General features: G+C 70.3%; 15 protein-coding genes and 1 tRNA gene. 9 read left to right on the top strand and 7 right to left on the bottom strand.

Features of this window, described 5'->3' with window-relative positions; all coding sequences use genetic code 11:
* The first annotated feature begins 114 nt into the window (after window positions 1-114).
* Window positions 115-1,044 (top strand): hypothetical protein, encoded by a 930-nt coding sequence (locus DJ74_RS07850; protein WP_094526886.1) that lies wholly within the window; start codon window positions 115-117, stop codon window positions 1,042-1,044.
* Between the two features lie 204 nt (window positions 1,045-1,248).
* Here the strand turns inward: DJ74_RS07850 and DJ74_RS07845 are convergent.
* Window positions 1,249-1,322: transfer RNA gene (locus DJ74_RS07845), tRNA-Val, on the bottom strand.
* Between the two features lie 61 nt (window positions 1,323-1,383).
* Between DJ74_RS07845 and DJ74_RS07840 the strand changes: the two genes are divergently transcribed.
* From DJ74_RS07840 to DJ74_RS07830, 3 genes are all read left to right on the top strand, one after another.
* Window positions 1,384-1,863 carry a DUF192 domain-containing protein gene (locus DJ74_RS07840; protein ID WP_094525160.1) on the top strand — a complete coding sequence of 160 codons (480 nt, stop codon included), beginning with the start codon at window positions 1,384-1,386 and terminating at the stop codon, window positions 1,861-1,863.
* Window positions 1,864-1,958: 95 nt separating this feature from the next.
* Window positions 1,959-2,369 carry an SHOCT domain-containing protein gene (locus tag DJ74_RS07835; RefSeq protein WP_094525159.1) on the top strand — a complete coding sequence of 137 codons (411 nt, stop codon included), beginning with the start codon at window positions 1,959-1,961 and terminating at the stop codon, window positions 2,367-2,369.
* 154 nt (window positions 2,370-2,523) lie between these two features.
* Window positions 2,524-3,204, top strand: a complete 681-nt coding sequence (locus tag DJ74_RS07830; protein WP_094526885.1) for a DUF4013 domain-containing protein — start codon at window positions 2,524-2,526, stop codon at window positions 3,202-3,204.
* A gap of 52 nt (window positions 3,205-3,256) precedes the next feature.
* On the opposite strand, the gene DJ74_RS07825 is transcribed toward DJ74_RS07830, so the two are convergent.
* The 4 genes from DJ74_RS07825 to DJ74_RS07810 form a co-directional block, all read right to left on the bottom strand.
* Window positions 3,257-4,402: an ABC transporter ATP-binding protein gene (locus DJ74_RS07825; RefSeq protein ID WP_094525157.1), complete on the bottom strand. Its 1,146-nt coding sequence runs from the start codon at window positions 4,400-4,402 to the stop codon at window positions 3,257-3,259.
* Window positions 4,403-4,495: 93 nt separating this feature from the next.
* Complete coding sequence (locus DJ74_RS07820) at window positions 4,496-5,443, bottom strand: carbohydrate ABC transporter permease (protein ID WP_094526884.1); 948 nt, start codon at window positions 5,441-5,443, stop codon at window positions 4,496-4,498.
* Window positions 5,440-6,483 (bottom strand): carbohydrate ABC transporter permease, encoded by a 1,044-nt coding sequence (locus DJ74_RS07815; RefSeq protein ID WP_094526883.1) that lies wholly within the window; start codon window positions 6,481-6,483, stop codon window positions 5,440-5,442. Before DJ74_RS07815 ends, DJ74_RS07820 begins: the two co-directional genes overlap by 4 nt.
* Before the next feature lie 10 nt (window positions 6,484-6,493).
* The gene (locus DJ74_RS07810) at window positions 6,494-7,651 is read right to left on the bottom strand and encodes an ABC transporter substrate-binding protein (RefSeq protein WP_094526920.1); all 1,158 of its coding nucleotides are present in this window, start codon (window positions 7,649-7,651) and stop codon (window positions 6,494-6,496) included.
* 515 nt (window positions 7,652-8,166) lie between these two features.
* Between DJ74_RS07810 and DJ74_RS07805 the strand changes: the two genes are divergently transcribed.
* Together DJ74_RS07805 and DJ74_RS07800 are read left to right on the top strand one after the other, a co-directional pair.
* Window positions 8,167-9,216 (top strand): AAA family ATPase, encoded by a 1,050-nt coding sequence (locus DJ74_RS07805; RefSeq protein WP_094526882.1) that lies wholly within the window; start codon window positions 8,167-8,169, stop codon window positions 9,214-9,216.
* Between the two features lie 2 nt (window positions 9,217-9,218).
* Window positions 9,219-9,851, top strand: a complete 633-nt coding sequence (locus tag DJ74_RS07800) for a protein sorting system archaetidylserine decarboxylase (protein WP_094526881.1) — start codon at window positions 9,219-9,221, stop codon at window positions 9,849-9,851.
* Between the two features lie 71 nt (window positions 9,852-9,922).
* Here DJ74_RS07800 and DJ74_RS07795 read toward each other — a convergent pair whose 3' ends face one another.
* A complete protein-coding gene (locus DJ74_RS07795; protein WP_094526880.1) occupies window positions 9,923-10,672 on the bottom strand; it encodes a pirin family protein in 750 nt (249 codons plus the stop codon).
* Between the two features lie 122 nt (window positions 10,673-10,794).
* On the opposite strand from DJ74_RS07795, the gene DJ74_RS07790 reads away from it, so the two are divergent.
* Genes DJ74_RS07790 through DJ74_RS07780 form a run of 3 tightly spaced genes read left to right on the top strand, consistent with a single transcriptional unit; the run spans window position 10,795 to window position 13,312 of the window.
* The gene (locus DJ74_RS07790; protein ID WP_094526879.1) at window positions 10,795-11,472 is read left to right on the top strand and encodes an HVO_2922 family protein; all 678 of its coding nucleotides are present in this window, start codon (window positions 10,795-10,797) and stop codon (window positions 11,470-11,472) included.
* Between the two features lie 7 nt (window positions 11,473-11,479).
* Entirely contained in the window at window positions 11,480-12,031 is a 552-nt protein-coding gene (locus DJ74_RS19610; RefSeq protein WP_249269145.1) for a DUF5518 domain-containing protein, read from the top strand.
* A gap of 54 nt (window positions 12,032-12,085) precedes the next feature.
* Window positions 12,086-13,312, top strand: coding sequence for a DNA primase (locus DJ74_RS07780; protein ID WP_094526878.1), 1,227 nt, complete (start codon window positions 12,086-12,088; stop codon window positions 13,310-13,312).
* A 13-nt stretch (window positions 13,313-13,325) separates the two neighbouring features.
* On the opposite strand, the gene DJ74_RS07775 is transcribed toward DJ74_RS07780, so the two are convergent.
* Window positions 13,326-13,541: a hypothetical protein gene (locus DJ74_RS07775; protein WP_094525149.1), complete on the bottom strand. Its 216-nt coding sequence runs from the start codon at window positions 13,539-13,541 to the stop codon at window positions 13,326-13,328.
* Window positions 13,542-13,694 lie beyond the last annotated feature (153 nt).

Below are 13,694 nucleotides of genomic sequence, written 5' to 3'. Positions count from 1 at the left end.
GATCCCCGTGCGGTCGGAGCGGAGACCCCCGCAGTGGGGATCGGTCGTCCGTCGCGTGCGACGGGGCGGAAGCGACACCCGCGGATATATCACCGGAGCGACCGATCTCCCGCTGTGAACCGCCCTCCAACGGATATCACTCGGCGACGAGCGCTGCGGGCGATCGGCGGCGTCGGCGCCGCCTCCCTCTCGGGGTGTCTCTCGCCGATCTCGCGGTCGGACCGCTGTCCGGGCTCGAACGAGGGGACCCTCGATCTGGACGACGCGACCGCGACCGGCGTCTCGAACGAGTTCAGTAGGCCGCTCGACATGCTGCCGCACGCGACGCGGGTCCCCGTCGCGGACGCGCTGGAAACCGAGACCGGCGAAGCGACGGCCCGCGGGTACTACCGCCCCGACCCGCGGACGGAGTTCGTCGTCGCGGGTCCCGGACCGGACTACTACCGGCTTCGGGTGACGGAGCACGACCGGATGCAGACGACCGGGTACGAGTACGTGGTCGAAATCGACGTCGACGACTCCGCGCTCCCCGGGGGCGGGCCGGTCCGCTCGGTCGCGGAGGTGCCCGCTCACGACCGCGAGTCGCTCCGCGGCGCGATCGGGAATCCGGGACTCCTCCACGCGCCGCACTACACGTCGTTCTCGGTCGTGTTCGCGTACGAAGACGCCGACGCGCGAGACCGGTCGGCGTTCGTCCCCGAAGCGGACGCGCGCTATCTGGAGTGGGACGGGGTCCCGATTCGGGTGATCTTCGAGGAGCGGCGGCCCGTCGAGATCGCGAGCGCGACCGTCCGAACCGAACGCGTCGCGACGTCGCCGGACGAGTTCAGGGCACACGTCGGCGAGCGGCGCGGCGTCGTCCTCGACTCTCTCTCGGCCGACCAGCGAGACGTCGTGGACCGGGCCATCGACGGGACGTACGCCGAGTGCGAGCCGTACTCGGAGCCGTTCGGCGCCCTCCGAGACCGGCTCTCGACCGGCGGCGACGAGGCCGCGCCGCTGGTCCGGTACGACGGCGACTGGTACTTCTGTCACCTGTCCTGACCGCGAGTCGGGACGGCTCGGTCGAGTCGTGTGTCGCCGTCGGTCGCGGGGGTGCTCGCGACAGCGACAGCGGGCCCGGGCGGGTTCGAACCAGTGTCGCTCCCGTTCGCTCGCTACGCTCGCTCACCTCCCGCTCTCTGATTCGAACCACGCCCTCGGACAGTCATAGCGGCGCCGCTCACGTGGTGTTCGCGGCGCCGGTAGTGGGCTCGGGCGGGTTCGAACCGCCGATCTCAGCCTTGTAAAGGCCGCGTCATAACCAGCTAGACCACGAGCCCTCACGGGTTGCAACCCGTCCGGAGCGGAAAACGGTTTCTTTCTCCGACGCGACGGTCCACCGTGAACCGCCGCCTCGTCGGGGTCGCCGCCGGCCTCGCGCTGATCGTCCTCGTCGCGGTCGCCGTCGCCGCGGCGAACCCGGCCCTCCTGATCACCGGCTACGAGACGACGACCGTCGAGGCCGTCGACGGCGAGACCGGCGAGTCGCTCGCGACGGTGGAGGCCCGCGTCGCCGACGGGTTCGTGAAGCGGTACGTCGGGCTCTCCGCGACCGAGGAACTGGCAGAGGACGAGGGGATGCTGTTCGTCCACGACGACGCCGCCGAGCGCGCCTACGTGATGCGGGAGATGGCGTTCGGGCTCGACATCGTCTTCGTCGCCCCGAACGGGACGGTCACGACGATCCACGGGGCGGAGCCGGAGTCGGCGCCGCTCACGCGGTACCGCGGCACCGGTCGGTACGTCCTCGAAGTGCCGCGCGGGTGGAGCGAGCGCCACGGCGTCGAGCCGGGCGATCAGATCGTCTTCGACTGCGGATGAGGGCCGGTGCGGGAGCGGCCCGTCTGCACCGGACCCGGAGGGCGCCGCCGCCCCGCGACGAAACCGATTTCCCCCTCGCAGTCGTCGACCCGATCATGACCGGGCTCCCCGCACGGATCGCGTGGAACCTCCGCCACCGCTGGCGACGGGTGTTCGCGCTCCTCGTCGTGGGCGCCGGCGTCGCCGCCCCGTTCGTCACCGGGCTCTGGTGGAGCCTCCCGCTGGTCTGGTTCTTCGGGCTGTTCGTCGCGCTCCCCGTGCTCCACACGCTGACGCGGCCCCTCCCCGACCGAGACGGCGGCGACGAGGGCTCGGACGCCGACCCCGCTCTCGACGCCCTCCGCGAGCGCTACGCGCGCGGCGAGATCGACGAGCGGGAGTTCGAGCGGAAGCTCGACCGCCTGCTGGAGACCGAGGACGCCGAGACCGTCGACCGGGCCGGCGACGACGTCGCCGACCGGGTCCGCGAGGGAGTCCGGCGCGAGGTCGAACGGATCCGGGAGTGACCGACCGGCGTCTCCCGCGGCGGGCGCGATCGACATCGGATCGCGAGCCGGCGGCGACGCGATCGGACGCGTCGATATCGACGGCCGGGCGGTCGGGACGCGGCGGCGACGACCGACGGAGACGCGCCGCCGTCGAGCGGCCGGAGGGCGAGTGATGTTCCTCGAAGCCCTCCGGTACCCGTTCGCCGATCGGGCCCGGCGGAACGGCACGGCGAAGTGCCTCGCGACGCTGCTGCTCGCCGGCGCGCTGCTCCGAACGGCGGCGGGGCTCTGGCCGGACTGGGCGCTGCTGGCCCCCCTCCTGCTCGCCGCCGGCCCGCTCGCCGCGTTTCTCGGCCTCGTCGGCGGCGTCCTCGCGGGCGAGGGGTTCCCGCGCGTCGCGTCGGCCGTCACGGCGCGGCTCGCCGGGCGCCTGTTCGGCGTCGGCGCCGTCTACCTCTCGCCCGCGGTCGTCACCGTCGTCGCCGTCAGCTACGTCGTCGCGAGGGGGACGGCCCCGGGCGCGCTGGGCGGCGTGACGCTCGCGACGCTGGCGACCGCCGCGCTGCTCGTCACGGTCGTCTGCGCGTACCTCTTCCCGTCGGCGGCCGCCGCGAGCGTGCGGGAGGGGCTCCGCGCCGGACTCCGGCGGGACGCCCTCCGCGGGACGGCCTCGAGCTCGTACTTCCTCGCGTGGGTGGGCGGGACCGTCCTCGTCGTCGTCGCGTGGACCGGGCTCGCGGCGACGGCCGCGAGAAGCGCGGCGGCGCTCCTCGCGCTCGCGTGGGGCGCCTACGCCCACGTCGCCGCCGCGGCGCTGCTCGCGGAGGGCGTCGATCGGACCCGGTACTGGTGAGCGGCGGGCCGATCGAGATGCTCGAAAAGGGAGCGGCGGGACGAGCGTCGAGTTAGAGGTCGATCTGCTCGGCCGCGTCCGCCATCGACCGGTTGTGGAGCGCCTCGCCCGTGGCTCGGTCGAAGAGGTGGATCGCGTCCTCCGGGATGCGCGCGGTCACCGCGTCGCCCTCGCTGACGCGGTTGAACCCGTCGATCGTCGCGACGAGCGTCGCCGCGGTCTCGGGGTCCGCGTCGGGGTCGAAGTGAAGATACACGGTGTTCTCGTCGCCCATCGGCTCGACGACGTCGACAGTCGTCTCGAACTCGTGGGCGCCGCCGTCGTCGACGAGCTCCACCGCCTCGGGACGGATCCCGAGGACGAGGTCGGTCGCGGCGCCGAGGTCCGACCGGACCCCCTCGGCGATCGGGTACTCGAAGACCTCGCCGACGAGGCGGTCGCCGTCGAGCGTCACGTCGAAGAAGTTCATCGACGGCTCGCCGAGGAAGCTCGCGACGAACCGGTTAGCCGGCTCGTGGTAACACTCCAGCGGCGTCGCGATCTGCTGGAGTTCGCCGCCGTCGAGGATGGCGATCCGGTCGCCCATCGTCATCGCCTCGGTCTGGTCGTGGGTGACGTACACCGTCGTCACGCCGAGGTCGTTCTGGAGCCGCTGGAGCTCGGTGCGCATCTCCGCGCGGAGCTTCGCGTCGAGGTTGCTGAGCGGCTCGTCCATCAGGAACACCTCGGGGTCGCGGACGATGGCGCGACCGAGCGCGACGCGCTGCTGTTGACCCCCGGAGAGGTCGCTCGGCTTCCGATCGAGCAGGTCCGAGATACCGAGCATCTCGCCCGTCTCGGACACCATCCGGTTGATATCGTCGTCCGGGAGGTCCGTCGACTCTTCGAGACCGAACGACATGTTCTGTCGGACGCTCATATGCGGGTAGAGCGCGTACGACTGGAACACCATCGCGATGTCCCGGTCCTGGGATTTCACGTCGTTGACGACGCGGTCGTCGATGCTGAGCGTGCCGGACGTGATCGTCTCTAAGCCGGCGATCATCCGGAGCGTCGTGGACTTCCCGCAGCCGGACGGACCGACGACGACGAGGAACTCGCCGTCGTCGATCGACAGCGAAACATCGTCGACCGCGACGATCTCCTCGTCGCCGTCCTGGAACGTCTTCGTTATCGAGTCGAGTTCAAGCGTTGCCATATCTTTGAGTTGTGGTCGATGAGTGGTCGTGTGCGCGACGCGCCGAATCTCCCGCCGAACGGTCTCCGCCGCCGGACGGATCGGGCGTGCGGGTCACGCCGCCACCCCCTCGGCGAACTCCTCGCCGAAGAAGATGTACACCGCCAGCGTCGGCAGCGCCGCGAAGAACGCTCCGGCCATCCGGAGCGCGAAGTCCTGCCCCTCCATCGAGGTCCCGAGGCCCGCCAGGATCAGCACGACGGGCGCCGCGGGGCTCGACTCGGTGGAGACGAGCACCAGCGTGAAGAGGAGGTCGTTCCATATCTGGGTGAACTGATAGATGAGGACGACGGCGAACATCGGTCCCGAGAGCGGGAGGACGATCCGCCGGTACACCCGGCGGAGCGTCGCCCCGTCGAGGCGGGCCGACTCGATCATCTCGTCGCTCATCGTCTTGTAGTACGTCCGGAACAGGAGCGTACAGATGGGGATCCCGTAGGCGACGTGGGTGATCACCAGTTCGATGATACCGACGTAGTCGTTCGGGATGCCGAGCGCCCAGACGAACGACAGCAGATCGGTGAGCTGGGCCCACTGCGACCAGAACTGGGTCAGCGGGACCAGCACGGCCTGGTACGGGATGAAGATCCCGGCGATGATGAGCATGAGCACCACCGCCTTGTACGACTTCTTCCACGTCGGAATCGTCAGGCCGTACGCCGTGATGCTCCCGACGAACGCCGAGATCACCGTCGCGGGCACGGCGTACAGCAGGCTGTTCCCCATGCCGCGCAACAGGACGTCGATCGCCGTCCGCCACTTCTCGAACGTGAGCCCGGACGGGCCGGGCGGGGCGAACGGCGCCGTCTCGATGATCGCGGTGCCGGTCTTGAACGACGTCACCAGCCCGGATTCGATCGGGACGAGGTAGAACGCAGCCGCGAGGGCCAAAACGACGTACAGGCCGACGTCTTCGACCGTCAGCCGGTCGACCTTCCGGCGAAGTCGCGCCGTCGTCGTCGCCGTTGCGCCGCCGTCGGTCCGAGGTTCTGCGTCGCTCATAAGTTGTCCCTCCGGTACTCGTACACGAGGTAGGGGCCGATGACGCTGAGCGCCATCCCGAACAGGACGATGGCGATCGCCGACCCGTACGCCCAGTTGAGGTTCGCGTACGCCTCGCGCACCATCTTCGTCGCTAGGATGTCAGCGCCGTTCGGCGGCCGGTATCCCCCCACCAGCGAGTAGAGGAAGTCGAAGGCCTTCATCCCGAACACCATCAGCACCACGGCGGCGCTGATGGTCGCGCCCTTCAGCTGGGGAATGATCACGCGCCAGTACATCTTCAGCGTGGACGCGCCGTCGACCTTGGCCGCCTCGTAGTGCTCCGTCGGGATCGCGCGGAGGCCGGCGAGGTACACGACCATCGCGTATCCCGAGAACTGCCACATCAACGCGAAGATGACCGCGTAGAGGACGATCTCTTGGTTACCGAGCCAGCTCACCGGGCCGAGTCCGAACGTCCCGATGACGCTGTTGGCGATCCCGTTGTTGTAGTTGTAGATCCACAGCCAGAACTGGGCCGTCACCACGAACGAGAGGCTCATCGGCAGGAGGTAGATCGTCCGGAACGTGTTCTCGAACCGGATCCCCCTGTCGATCAGGATCGCCAGCACGAGGCCGACCGCGAGCGTCCCGGCGGTGAACGCGACGAGCAGGATGAGCGTGTTGATCGCGGCGTCGATGAACCCGGAGTCCGCGAGCGCCCGGGTGTACATCTCGAAGTCGAGGTTCGAGTAGTCCGGGGCGTTCGCGAAGCGCTCGTAGTCGGTCAACGAGATGAGGAGGTTCCAGATGACCGCACCGTAGACGAACAGCCCCATCAGCAGGAACGGCGGGAGCCAGAAGACGGACGACTCGATGAAGTCGCTTCCGAAGCGGCGGTCGAGCGCCGACTTAATACGGGCCACGAGGTCCCGCTCCGGTTCGGCCGCGGACCCGGCGGCGCCGTCGCTCACGACGCCGCCGTCCGCGCGGACCTCTCCATCGTCGTCCCCCGAGGAGGGCCTGATCGTCCGGTACAATCGACGGTAAAAATCGAGCATCGCGTGGAGCTCAGTTCGACACCGCGTCCAGGAAGCCCTGCGTCGCCGCGTCGACGTTGTACGGGCCGGTGAACTCGGAGGAGATGACCTCGTTGAGCGCCGTCATCGTCTCGGAGGGGACCCCGAGCCCGTGCTGGAGGTTCGGCGGCCGGTACTCCGCGTTGGCGAAGTCCTCGGCCGTCTCCTGGAGGTACGGACCGAACTCGTCCATGCTCACGTCCGTCCGGGTCGGGATCGACCCCTTGAACTGATTGAACGCGATCTGGGCCTCCGGACTGCCGACGAACGCCTCCCAGGTCTTCGACGCCTCGGGCGTCGGGTTGTCAGCCGGGTAGAGGAACGAGTCGAAGTGGAGGGTGTACATGCCCTCGGTTCCGGGGAACGTCTTGAAGCCCCAGTCGTCTTCGTACTCGAAGTCCTCGGCGTTCCGGAACGCGCCGGCCGCCCAGTTGCCCTGGTGGATGAAGGCGGCGTTGCCGTTGATGATGTTCTGGTTCGACTGGGTCAGACCGATCGAAGACGCGTCGTCGCTGATGTAGTTCTCCAGCATCTCCGCGGTCCGCTCGAACGCCGCACGGACGGCGCTTTCGTCGCCCTCACCGCTGAGGAAGTCCATGTACGGCTGGTAGCCGTTCTCGCCGAGCATCACGGCGCCCCACAGCTGCGTCGTCGTCCACGTGCCGGACATCCCGTGAGTCATCGGAATCGCGTCGGTCTCGCTGGAGACCGTCTCGAAGGCGTCGATGAGCGCCGAGGGGCTGTTGAGGGAGTCGACGTCGATCCCCGCGTCCTCGACGACGGAGACGTTGTAGAAGAGGCAGTTCAGTCGGTGGGAGCCGAGCGGCACGGCGCGGTAGCTGCCGCCCTGCTTGTGGAGGTCGATCGCCTCCTCGACCATCACGTCCTCGAAGTCGTTCTCCTCCCAGACGTCGTCGACGCTGCCGAGGACGCCCTCGTAGCGGAGGAGGTTCGGGCCGGGCCAGTTGGCGAACGCCCCCGGCGGGTCGTCGCTCTGGAGCCGGTTCGCGACCACGGCGTCGAGGTTCTGATTGCCGCCGCCGCCGATGGGGTTCATCTCGAGGCCGACGTCGGAGTGGGCCTCGTTGAACGCCTCCTCGAGCGCCTCGGCCGCCGCGGCGCCGTCGCCGCCGGTCCAGCCGTGAAGCACTTCGACGGGGTCGCCGGAGCCGCCGTCGCTCCCGTCGCTTCCGTCACTGCCGTCGCTTCCGTCACTGCCGTCGCTTCCGTCGCTTCCGTCGCTCCCGTCGCCGCCGTCGCCACCGCCGGAACAGCCGGCGATCCCCACGGTCGCGAGGGACCCGGCGCCGGCCACGTAGTGGCGACGGGTGAGTCGGTCCTCCGAACTTGCGCTGTTGTCACGTGACATGTGTCCACGGGTTCGGATGCCCCATACTTAACGATTGATGTTTATTTACTCAAAATATTATTAAAAAACGGATCGCAGACTAAACCGCCGTAAACGGGCTCTTCGTGGGAAAGAGGAAATATACGCCCGCTTCGGGACGCCGTCGACACACCATTTCTGAACGATTTGGGCGGGGGCGATCGTAACAAATTGGGGTCGATCGGGGTCCGGACGGCCGCCGAGGACGGCGCCCCCGACTCGCCGCGTCGGCGCACCGACCGACCGATTCTTGAGCGCCCGGCCCGGACCCACACGGCATGGACGGACCGCTGTGGATCGACGCGCACGCTCCCGCGCTCGACGAGATCCGCCAGGACGAGGCCCGCGAGCGGCTGGAGCGCGCGGTCGACGAGCCGATGAACCTCGTCGTGCAGGGACCGCCGGGGGTCGGGAAGACGGCGGCGACGCGCGCGCTGACCCGCGCCGCCCACGAGAACCCCGAGAGCGACCTGATCGAAATCAACGTCGCCGACTTCTTCGGCCGGACGAAAAAGGAGATCCGGACCGACCCGCGCTTCGAGGGGTTCCTGCAGGGGCGGAGCCGGATGGCGAAACGCGACATGATCAACCGCGTGCTGAAGGAGTCGGCGTCGTACGCCCCGATGTCGGGCGAGTACAAGACGGTCCTGCTCGACAACGCCGAGTCGATCCGCGAGGACTTCCAGCAGGCCCTCCGGCGCGTGATGGAGAAGCACCACCGGACCACGCAGTTCGTGATCGCCACCCGCCAGCCGTCGAAGCTCATCGCGCCGATCCGGTCGCGCTGCTTCCCGGTGCGGGTGCGCGCGCCGACCACCGACGAGACGATCGACGTCCTCGAGACGATCTGCGAGCGCGAGGGCGTCGACTACGACGGCGACGGGCTGGAGTTCGTCGCCAGCGCGGCCGGCGGCGACCTCCGCGAGGCGGTCCTCTCTGCGCAGGCGACCGCGGTCGAGGGCGGCGAGATCACGATGTCGACCGCCTACGAGACGCTCGGCGAGGTCGGCGACGACGACGCGATCCGCGAGGCGCTCGCCGACGCCCGCGCCGGCGACCTGAAGGACGCGCGGTCCGCCCTCGACGACCTGCTCGACGACGGCGGGTACGACGGCGAGGAGCTCCTCCGGGAGGTCCTGCGGGTCGCCCGCGCCGGCTCCGAGTACGGCGGCGACGACCTCGCGCGGCTCCACGTGCTCGCCGGCGAGGCCGACCTCGACCTCACCGGCGGCCTCGACGACCGGATCCACCTCACGCACCTGCTCGGGGCGTGGGCGGCCGGCCGAACGGAGCTCCGACCCGACCTCCGCGACCCGGTGGAGGCCTGACGATGGCCCGGAACCCGCCCCTCGCGCGCGTCCTCCCGTTCCACGTCGTCGACGAGGCGTGGCGGCTCGCGCTCGTCCCCGCCCTCGTCGGGGCCGCGACGCTCCCTCTCGTCCCCCCGGTCGGCGCGGCCCTCGTCGCGCTCGCGCTCGGGATCCTCTGGTTCCACCGCGACCCCGACCGGGAGCCGCCGGAAGCCGACGGGACCGTCGTCGCGCCCGCCGACGGCACCGTCTCGGTCGTTCGCGAGGAGGGGAACCGGCTGCGGGTCGGCGTGTTCATGAACGTCACCGACGTCCACGTGAACCGCGCGCCGATCGCCGGCGAGGTCCGCGAGGTGCGACACCGCCCCGGCGCGAACCGCCCCGCGTTCAGCAAGGAGTCCGACCGCAACGAGCAGGTCGCGATCGACTTCGGCGAGTACGAGCTGCTCGTCATCGCCGGCTGGTTCGCCCGCCGGATCCACCCCGCCGTAGAGCCCGGCGACGCCGTCGACCGCGGCGAGCGCGTCGGCCACGTCTCGTTCGGCTCGCGCGCCGACGTGATCCTCCCCGCCGACGTGGACGAGGACGACCTGCTCGCGCGCGAGGGCGACACCGTCCGCGCGGGCGAGACGATCGTCGCCGAGCGGGAGTAGGATCGCCGTCGTCGCCGAGCGGGAGTAGGATCGCCGAGCGGGAGTGAGCGACCCCCTCGCACGGCGGTCGCCTACAGGACGAACGGCCCCTGCTGGCGGATCGGCTCGCCGTGCGGCCGCCCCGCGACGGCGACGAGCCGGAGGTCGCCGTCGGCCGCGACCGCGAACTCGCCGCCCCCGCGGGTCGCGAAGACGTCGCCCTCGCCGAACGCGTCGCCCTCGACGGACCCGCTCCCCGCGACCCCGTAGAGGAAGCCGGTCCACCCGTCCGGCACCGCCCACGTCCACTCGTCGTCGACGCGGACGTCGAGGTACTCCGTCGGGGTGTGGAGGTCGATCGGCGACCCCTCGCCGACGACGGTCGTGACGGTCGCGCCGTCGGTTTCTCGGGTGGGGAGCGCCGCCGCGCTCGCGTCGACGTAGTCGGGGTCGACATCCTTCTCGTCCCGCGGGAGGTTCACCCACAGCTGGAGCCCGTTGCACGCCGCGCCGTCGGCGGGGAACTCCGAGTGACGGATGCCGCCCCCGGCCGTGATCCGCATCGCCTCGTCCTCGCGGGCGGTGTGTTCGACGCCGAGCGAGTCCGCGTGCTCCATGCCGCCCTCGATCATGTACGAGACGATCTCGAACCCCTTGTGCGGATGCATCGGGAACCCCGTGTCCGGCTCGATGTGGAACCGCTCGAACAGCACGAACGGGTCGAGGTTCGCCGGGTGACTCCCGGTCGGGAACGCGCGGTTCGAGTTCACGCCGGTCCCGTGGCGAACCGGCTCGCCCGGGACGACTCCGCCGCCGTCGCCCGCCGTTTCGTCGGTGACCATACGTGACCCACCGGTTCGGCACGCATAACGGTCTCGTCGGCGGTGGCCGAGACGGCGCGGAGCGACGGGCGGCGGGCCCGCGGGCATAGCGTTTTGTGTGCCCCCTGCGACACGGATCGTGCATGCCCGAAGAGACGATCCACGAGTCGAAGGGGTCGCGGAGTCGACAGGCCCTGGCCACGTACTTCCGGCGCATCGCGAAGGCGCTCGGTCGCGGCGAGCCGCTCCCGGTCGACGACGCCGGGACGGTGACGGTCGACCCCGCCGCCGAGTCCGAGGTCGAGGTCGAGCTCGAACGCGAGGACGGCACCGTCCACTTCGAGGTGGAGGTCGAGTTCGACGAGGCGGAGGGCGCGGTCGACGTCGACGCCGCCGCGAGCAAGGCGGCCTTCGAGCTGTACGCCGACAGCGCCGATCAGTGGCGCTGGCGCCTCGTCCACGACAACGGGAACATCATCGCCGACGGCGGCGAGGGGTACGCGGACAAGCGCGACGCGAGGTCGGGGATCGAGAGCGTCCAGCGGAACGCGCCGGGCGCGCACGTGATCGACGAGAGCCGCGACGAGGAGCCGCCCGAGGATGGCGGGAGCGACGCCGTCTTCGAGCTGTTCAGGGACAAGGCCGACGAGTACCGCTGGCGGCTCCGCCACGACAACGGCAACGTCATCGCCGACGGCGGACAGGGGTACGCCTCGAAGCAGAAGGCGAAACAGGGGCTCAACAGCGTGAAGTCGAACGCACCGGGGGCGCTCGTCGAGGAGCTCGACGGCGACGAGCCGGCCGAGGACGACGAGGAGTGAGGCGGTCATGGTCCCCGACGATTCCTCTACCGACGACGCGGGAGTAGAGCCCTCCACCGACGACACGAGAGCAGAGCCGACCACCGGTGATGCCGGAGCGGCCCCCACTGCCAGCGACGCGCAGAGCCGAGACGCCTCGGACCGCCGCGTCGCCGGCGATCGATACGACCCGGACGACGACTCGGGCGGGTACCTCTCGCCCGGGGACGACGCGCCCGCGGATCTGGGCGATATCCTCCTCTACGGTCTGCTGGGCGGGATCGCCGGGTCGGTGCTGTCGTTCGTCCCCTTCGCGACCGTCCTCGGCGGCGCGCTCGCGGGCTACCTCTGCGGCGGCACGTCGGCCGACGCGCTCAAGACGGGCGCGGTCGCCGGCGCGGTCATGACGCTCCCGTTCGTCGCGGTGGTCGCCTTCCTCCTCTTCTTGTTCGGGTTCGCCGGAGCGCCGGCGGAGTTCGGCGTCTTCGCGCTCCTCGTTGTCGGGGTCGGCGCCGCCTACACCCTCGGCTCGGGCGTGGTCGGCGGCTACCTCGGCCACTACCTCCGCGGGGAGCTGTAGCGCGACCGCGGACCGCACCGCTTATTCGACGCCCGTCGCTACCTCGGGTCGGACATGGACGCGCTCGACGCCAAGTACCCGTTCTTTGCGGCCGCCCGCGAGGCCGTCGCCGACGCCGCGGTGTCGCTGCCGGAGCTCGTCGCGGCCGACGCGCCCGCTGTCGAGCGCGGGCGCGAGCGCGTCGAGCGCGCCCTGATGGACGGGACGGTCGAGTCCGAGAGCGGCGGGTTCCCCGGGGAGTCCGCCTACGACGTGCAGGCGGAGCTGCTCTCGTACCCCGTCGCGCGGATCCTCGTCTCGCTTCTGGACTCGGAGCCCGCCATCGAGAAGTACGCCGCCGCGGAGGCCGCGACCGCGGTCGACCGGATCCGCGGGGACCTCGCGACCGACGACGAGCTTCGGTCGGTGTCGACGCCGACCGTCGCCCTCGGCGACGTGCTCGCCGAGTTCGAGCTCGCCGACGCGGTCCGCCCGGAGTCGCCGCGATCGGCCTCGGGCGCCGGCGTCGGCGCCCCCGACCGCGACCCCGCCAACTACTGGATCGACGTCGGCCCGTACCTCCGGCTCACGTCGCCGTCGTGGGGCGAGTCGTGGCGGCTGGTCAACCGCGCGCTCGCCGACGGCGCGGTGCGCGTCTCCCGCGGGGAGCTGCTGGACGCGCTGGAGGCCGCGGTCGAGGAGCGGGTGCGCGAGGGGCTCCCGTTCGAGCTGGCGGCCGGCGAGGGGATCGCCGCGGAGTTAGAGGAGGGCGTCGCCGACCTCAAGCGCCTGCTCTCCGAGCGGAGCTACACGGGGCCGGTCGACGTCGTCGCCCCCGAGCTGTTCCCGCCGTGCATGACGAACCTGATCGAGAAGGCCGAGCGCGACGCGGACCTCTCGCCGCCGGAGTCGTTCGCGCTGATGGCGTTCCTCGTCGGGATCGGGATGACCCCGGACGAGGTGGTGACGTTCTGCGCCGACACGAGCCTCGACGCCGAGGGGATCCGCTACCAGACGGAGTATTTAAAAGACGACCGCGGCACGCAGTACCCGCCCCCCACCTGCGAGACGCTGGCGAACTACGGGATCTGCCACAACGAGGAGGACCACATGCAGGTGGCCGCCGACCCCCTCGCGTACTACGAGAAGCGGGTCGCGGCCGCCGACGAGATCGACGACTGGCGAGAGCGCGAGGCCGGGAACGGGGAGAACGAGAGCGGAGAGGCGGAAGCGGACGAGGCCACGGATGGCAGAGAATCCACGAACGCCGGAGAAACCACGGACGCCGGCGGAACGAAGTAACCGCGCCGCCGGCCTACGCCTCGTCGCTCGCGCGGATGAGGTACGCGCCGACGAGCGCCATCAACAGGACGAACCCGGCCAGCAGTCCGACGAGCGCGAGCGCGCCGGACGCCGGCAGTCCGGCCGACCCGCCGAAGGTGACCCCGATCCCGACCAGCCCGACGATGAAAACGGCGGCCGCCGCCAGAGAGACCGTGATCTGCCGACGAAGCTCCGCGTCGATTTCCATGCCCGCGAGTTTCCGTCGCCGCTAAAAAAGGACTTCGATGAGGGCGGCCGGGGTCCGACGGCTCCGGCGACCGTGTCCGGAATATCTGACGCTCGACCCCCTTCAGCGGCGAATTTAACCGTTTACGGGGCCTATTTTCACGGGAAGCGAGGG

This window comes from Halorubrum sp. Ea8 (assembly GCF_002252925.1).
Taxonomy (GTDB): Archaea; Halobacteriota; Halobacteria; order Halobacteriales; family Haloferacaceae; genus Halorubrum.
This window is presented reverse-complemented; position numbering and strand designations above follow the sequence as displayed.

What these genes read in the sequence shown, in the direction of transcription:
- DJ74_RS07835 (WP_094525159.1), top strand. Translation starts at nt 1,959, where the DNA reads ATGACCGGGCTCCCCGCACGGATCGCGTGGAACCTCCGCCACCGCTGG.
- DJ74_RS07830 (WP_094526885.1), top strand. Translation starts at nt 2,524, where the DNA reads ATGTTCCTCGAAGCCCTCCGGTACCCGTTCGCCGATCGGGCCCGGCGG.
- DJ74_RS07825 (WP_094525157.1), bottom strand. Translation starts at nt 4,402, where the DNA reads ATGGCAACGCTTGAACTCGACTCGATAACGAAGACGTTCCAGGACGGC.
- DJ74_RS07820 (WP_094526884.1), bottom strand. Translation starts at nt 5,443, where the DNA reads ATGAGCGACGCAGAACCTCGGACCGACGGCGGCGCAACGGCGACGACG.
- DJ74_RS07815 (WP_094526883.1), bottom strand. Translation starts at nt 6,483, where the DNA reads ATGCTCGATTTTTACCGTCGATTGTACCGGACGATCAGGCCCTCCTCG.
- DJ74_RS07805 (WP_094526882.1), top strand. Translation starts at nt 8,167, where the DNA reads ATGGACGGACCGCTGTGGATCGACGCGCACGCTCCCGCGCTCGACGAG.
- DJ74_RS07800 (WP_094526881.1), top strand. Translation starts at nt 9,219, where the DNA reads ATGGCCCGGAACCCGCCCCTCGCGCGCGTCCTCCCGTTCCACGTCGTC.
- DJ74_RS07795 (WP_094526880.1), bottom strand. Translation starts at nt 10,672, where the DNA reads ATGGTCACCGACGAAACGGCGGGCGACGGCGGCGGAGTCGTCCCGGGC.
- DJ74_RS07790 (WP_094526879.1), top strand. Translation starts at nt 10,795, where the DNA reads ATGCCCGAAGAGACGATCCACGAGTCGAAGGGGTCGCGGAGTCGACAG.
- DJ74_RS19610 (WP_249269145.1), top strand. Translation starts at nt 11,480, where the DNA reads ATGGTCCCCGACGATTCCTCTACCGACGACGCGGGAGTAGAGCCCTCC.
- DJ74_RS07780 (WP_094526878.1), top strand. Translation starts at nt 12,086, where the DNA reads ATGGACGCGCTCGACGCCAAGTACCCGTTCTTTGCGGCCGCCCGCGAG.
- DJ74_RS07775 (WP_094525149.1), bottom strand. Translation starts at nt 13,541, where the DNA reads ATGGAAATCGACGCGGAGCTTCGTCGGCAGATCACGGTCTCTCTGGCG.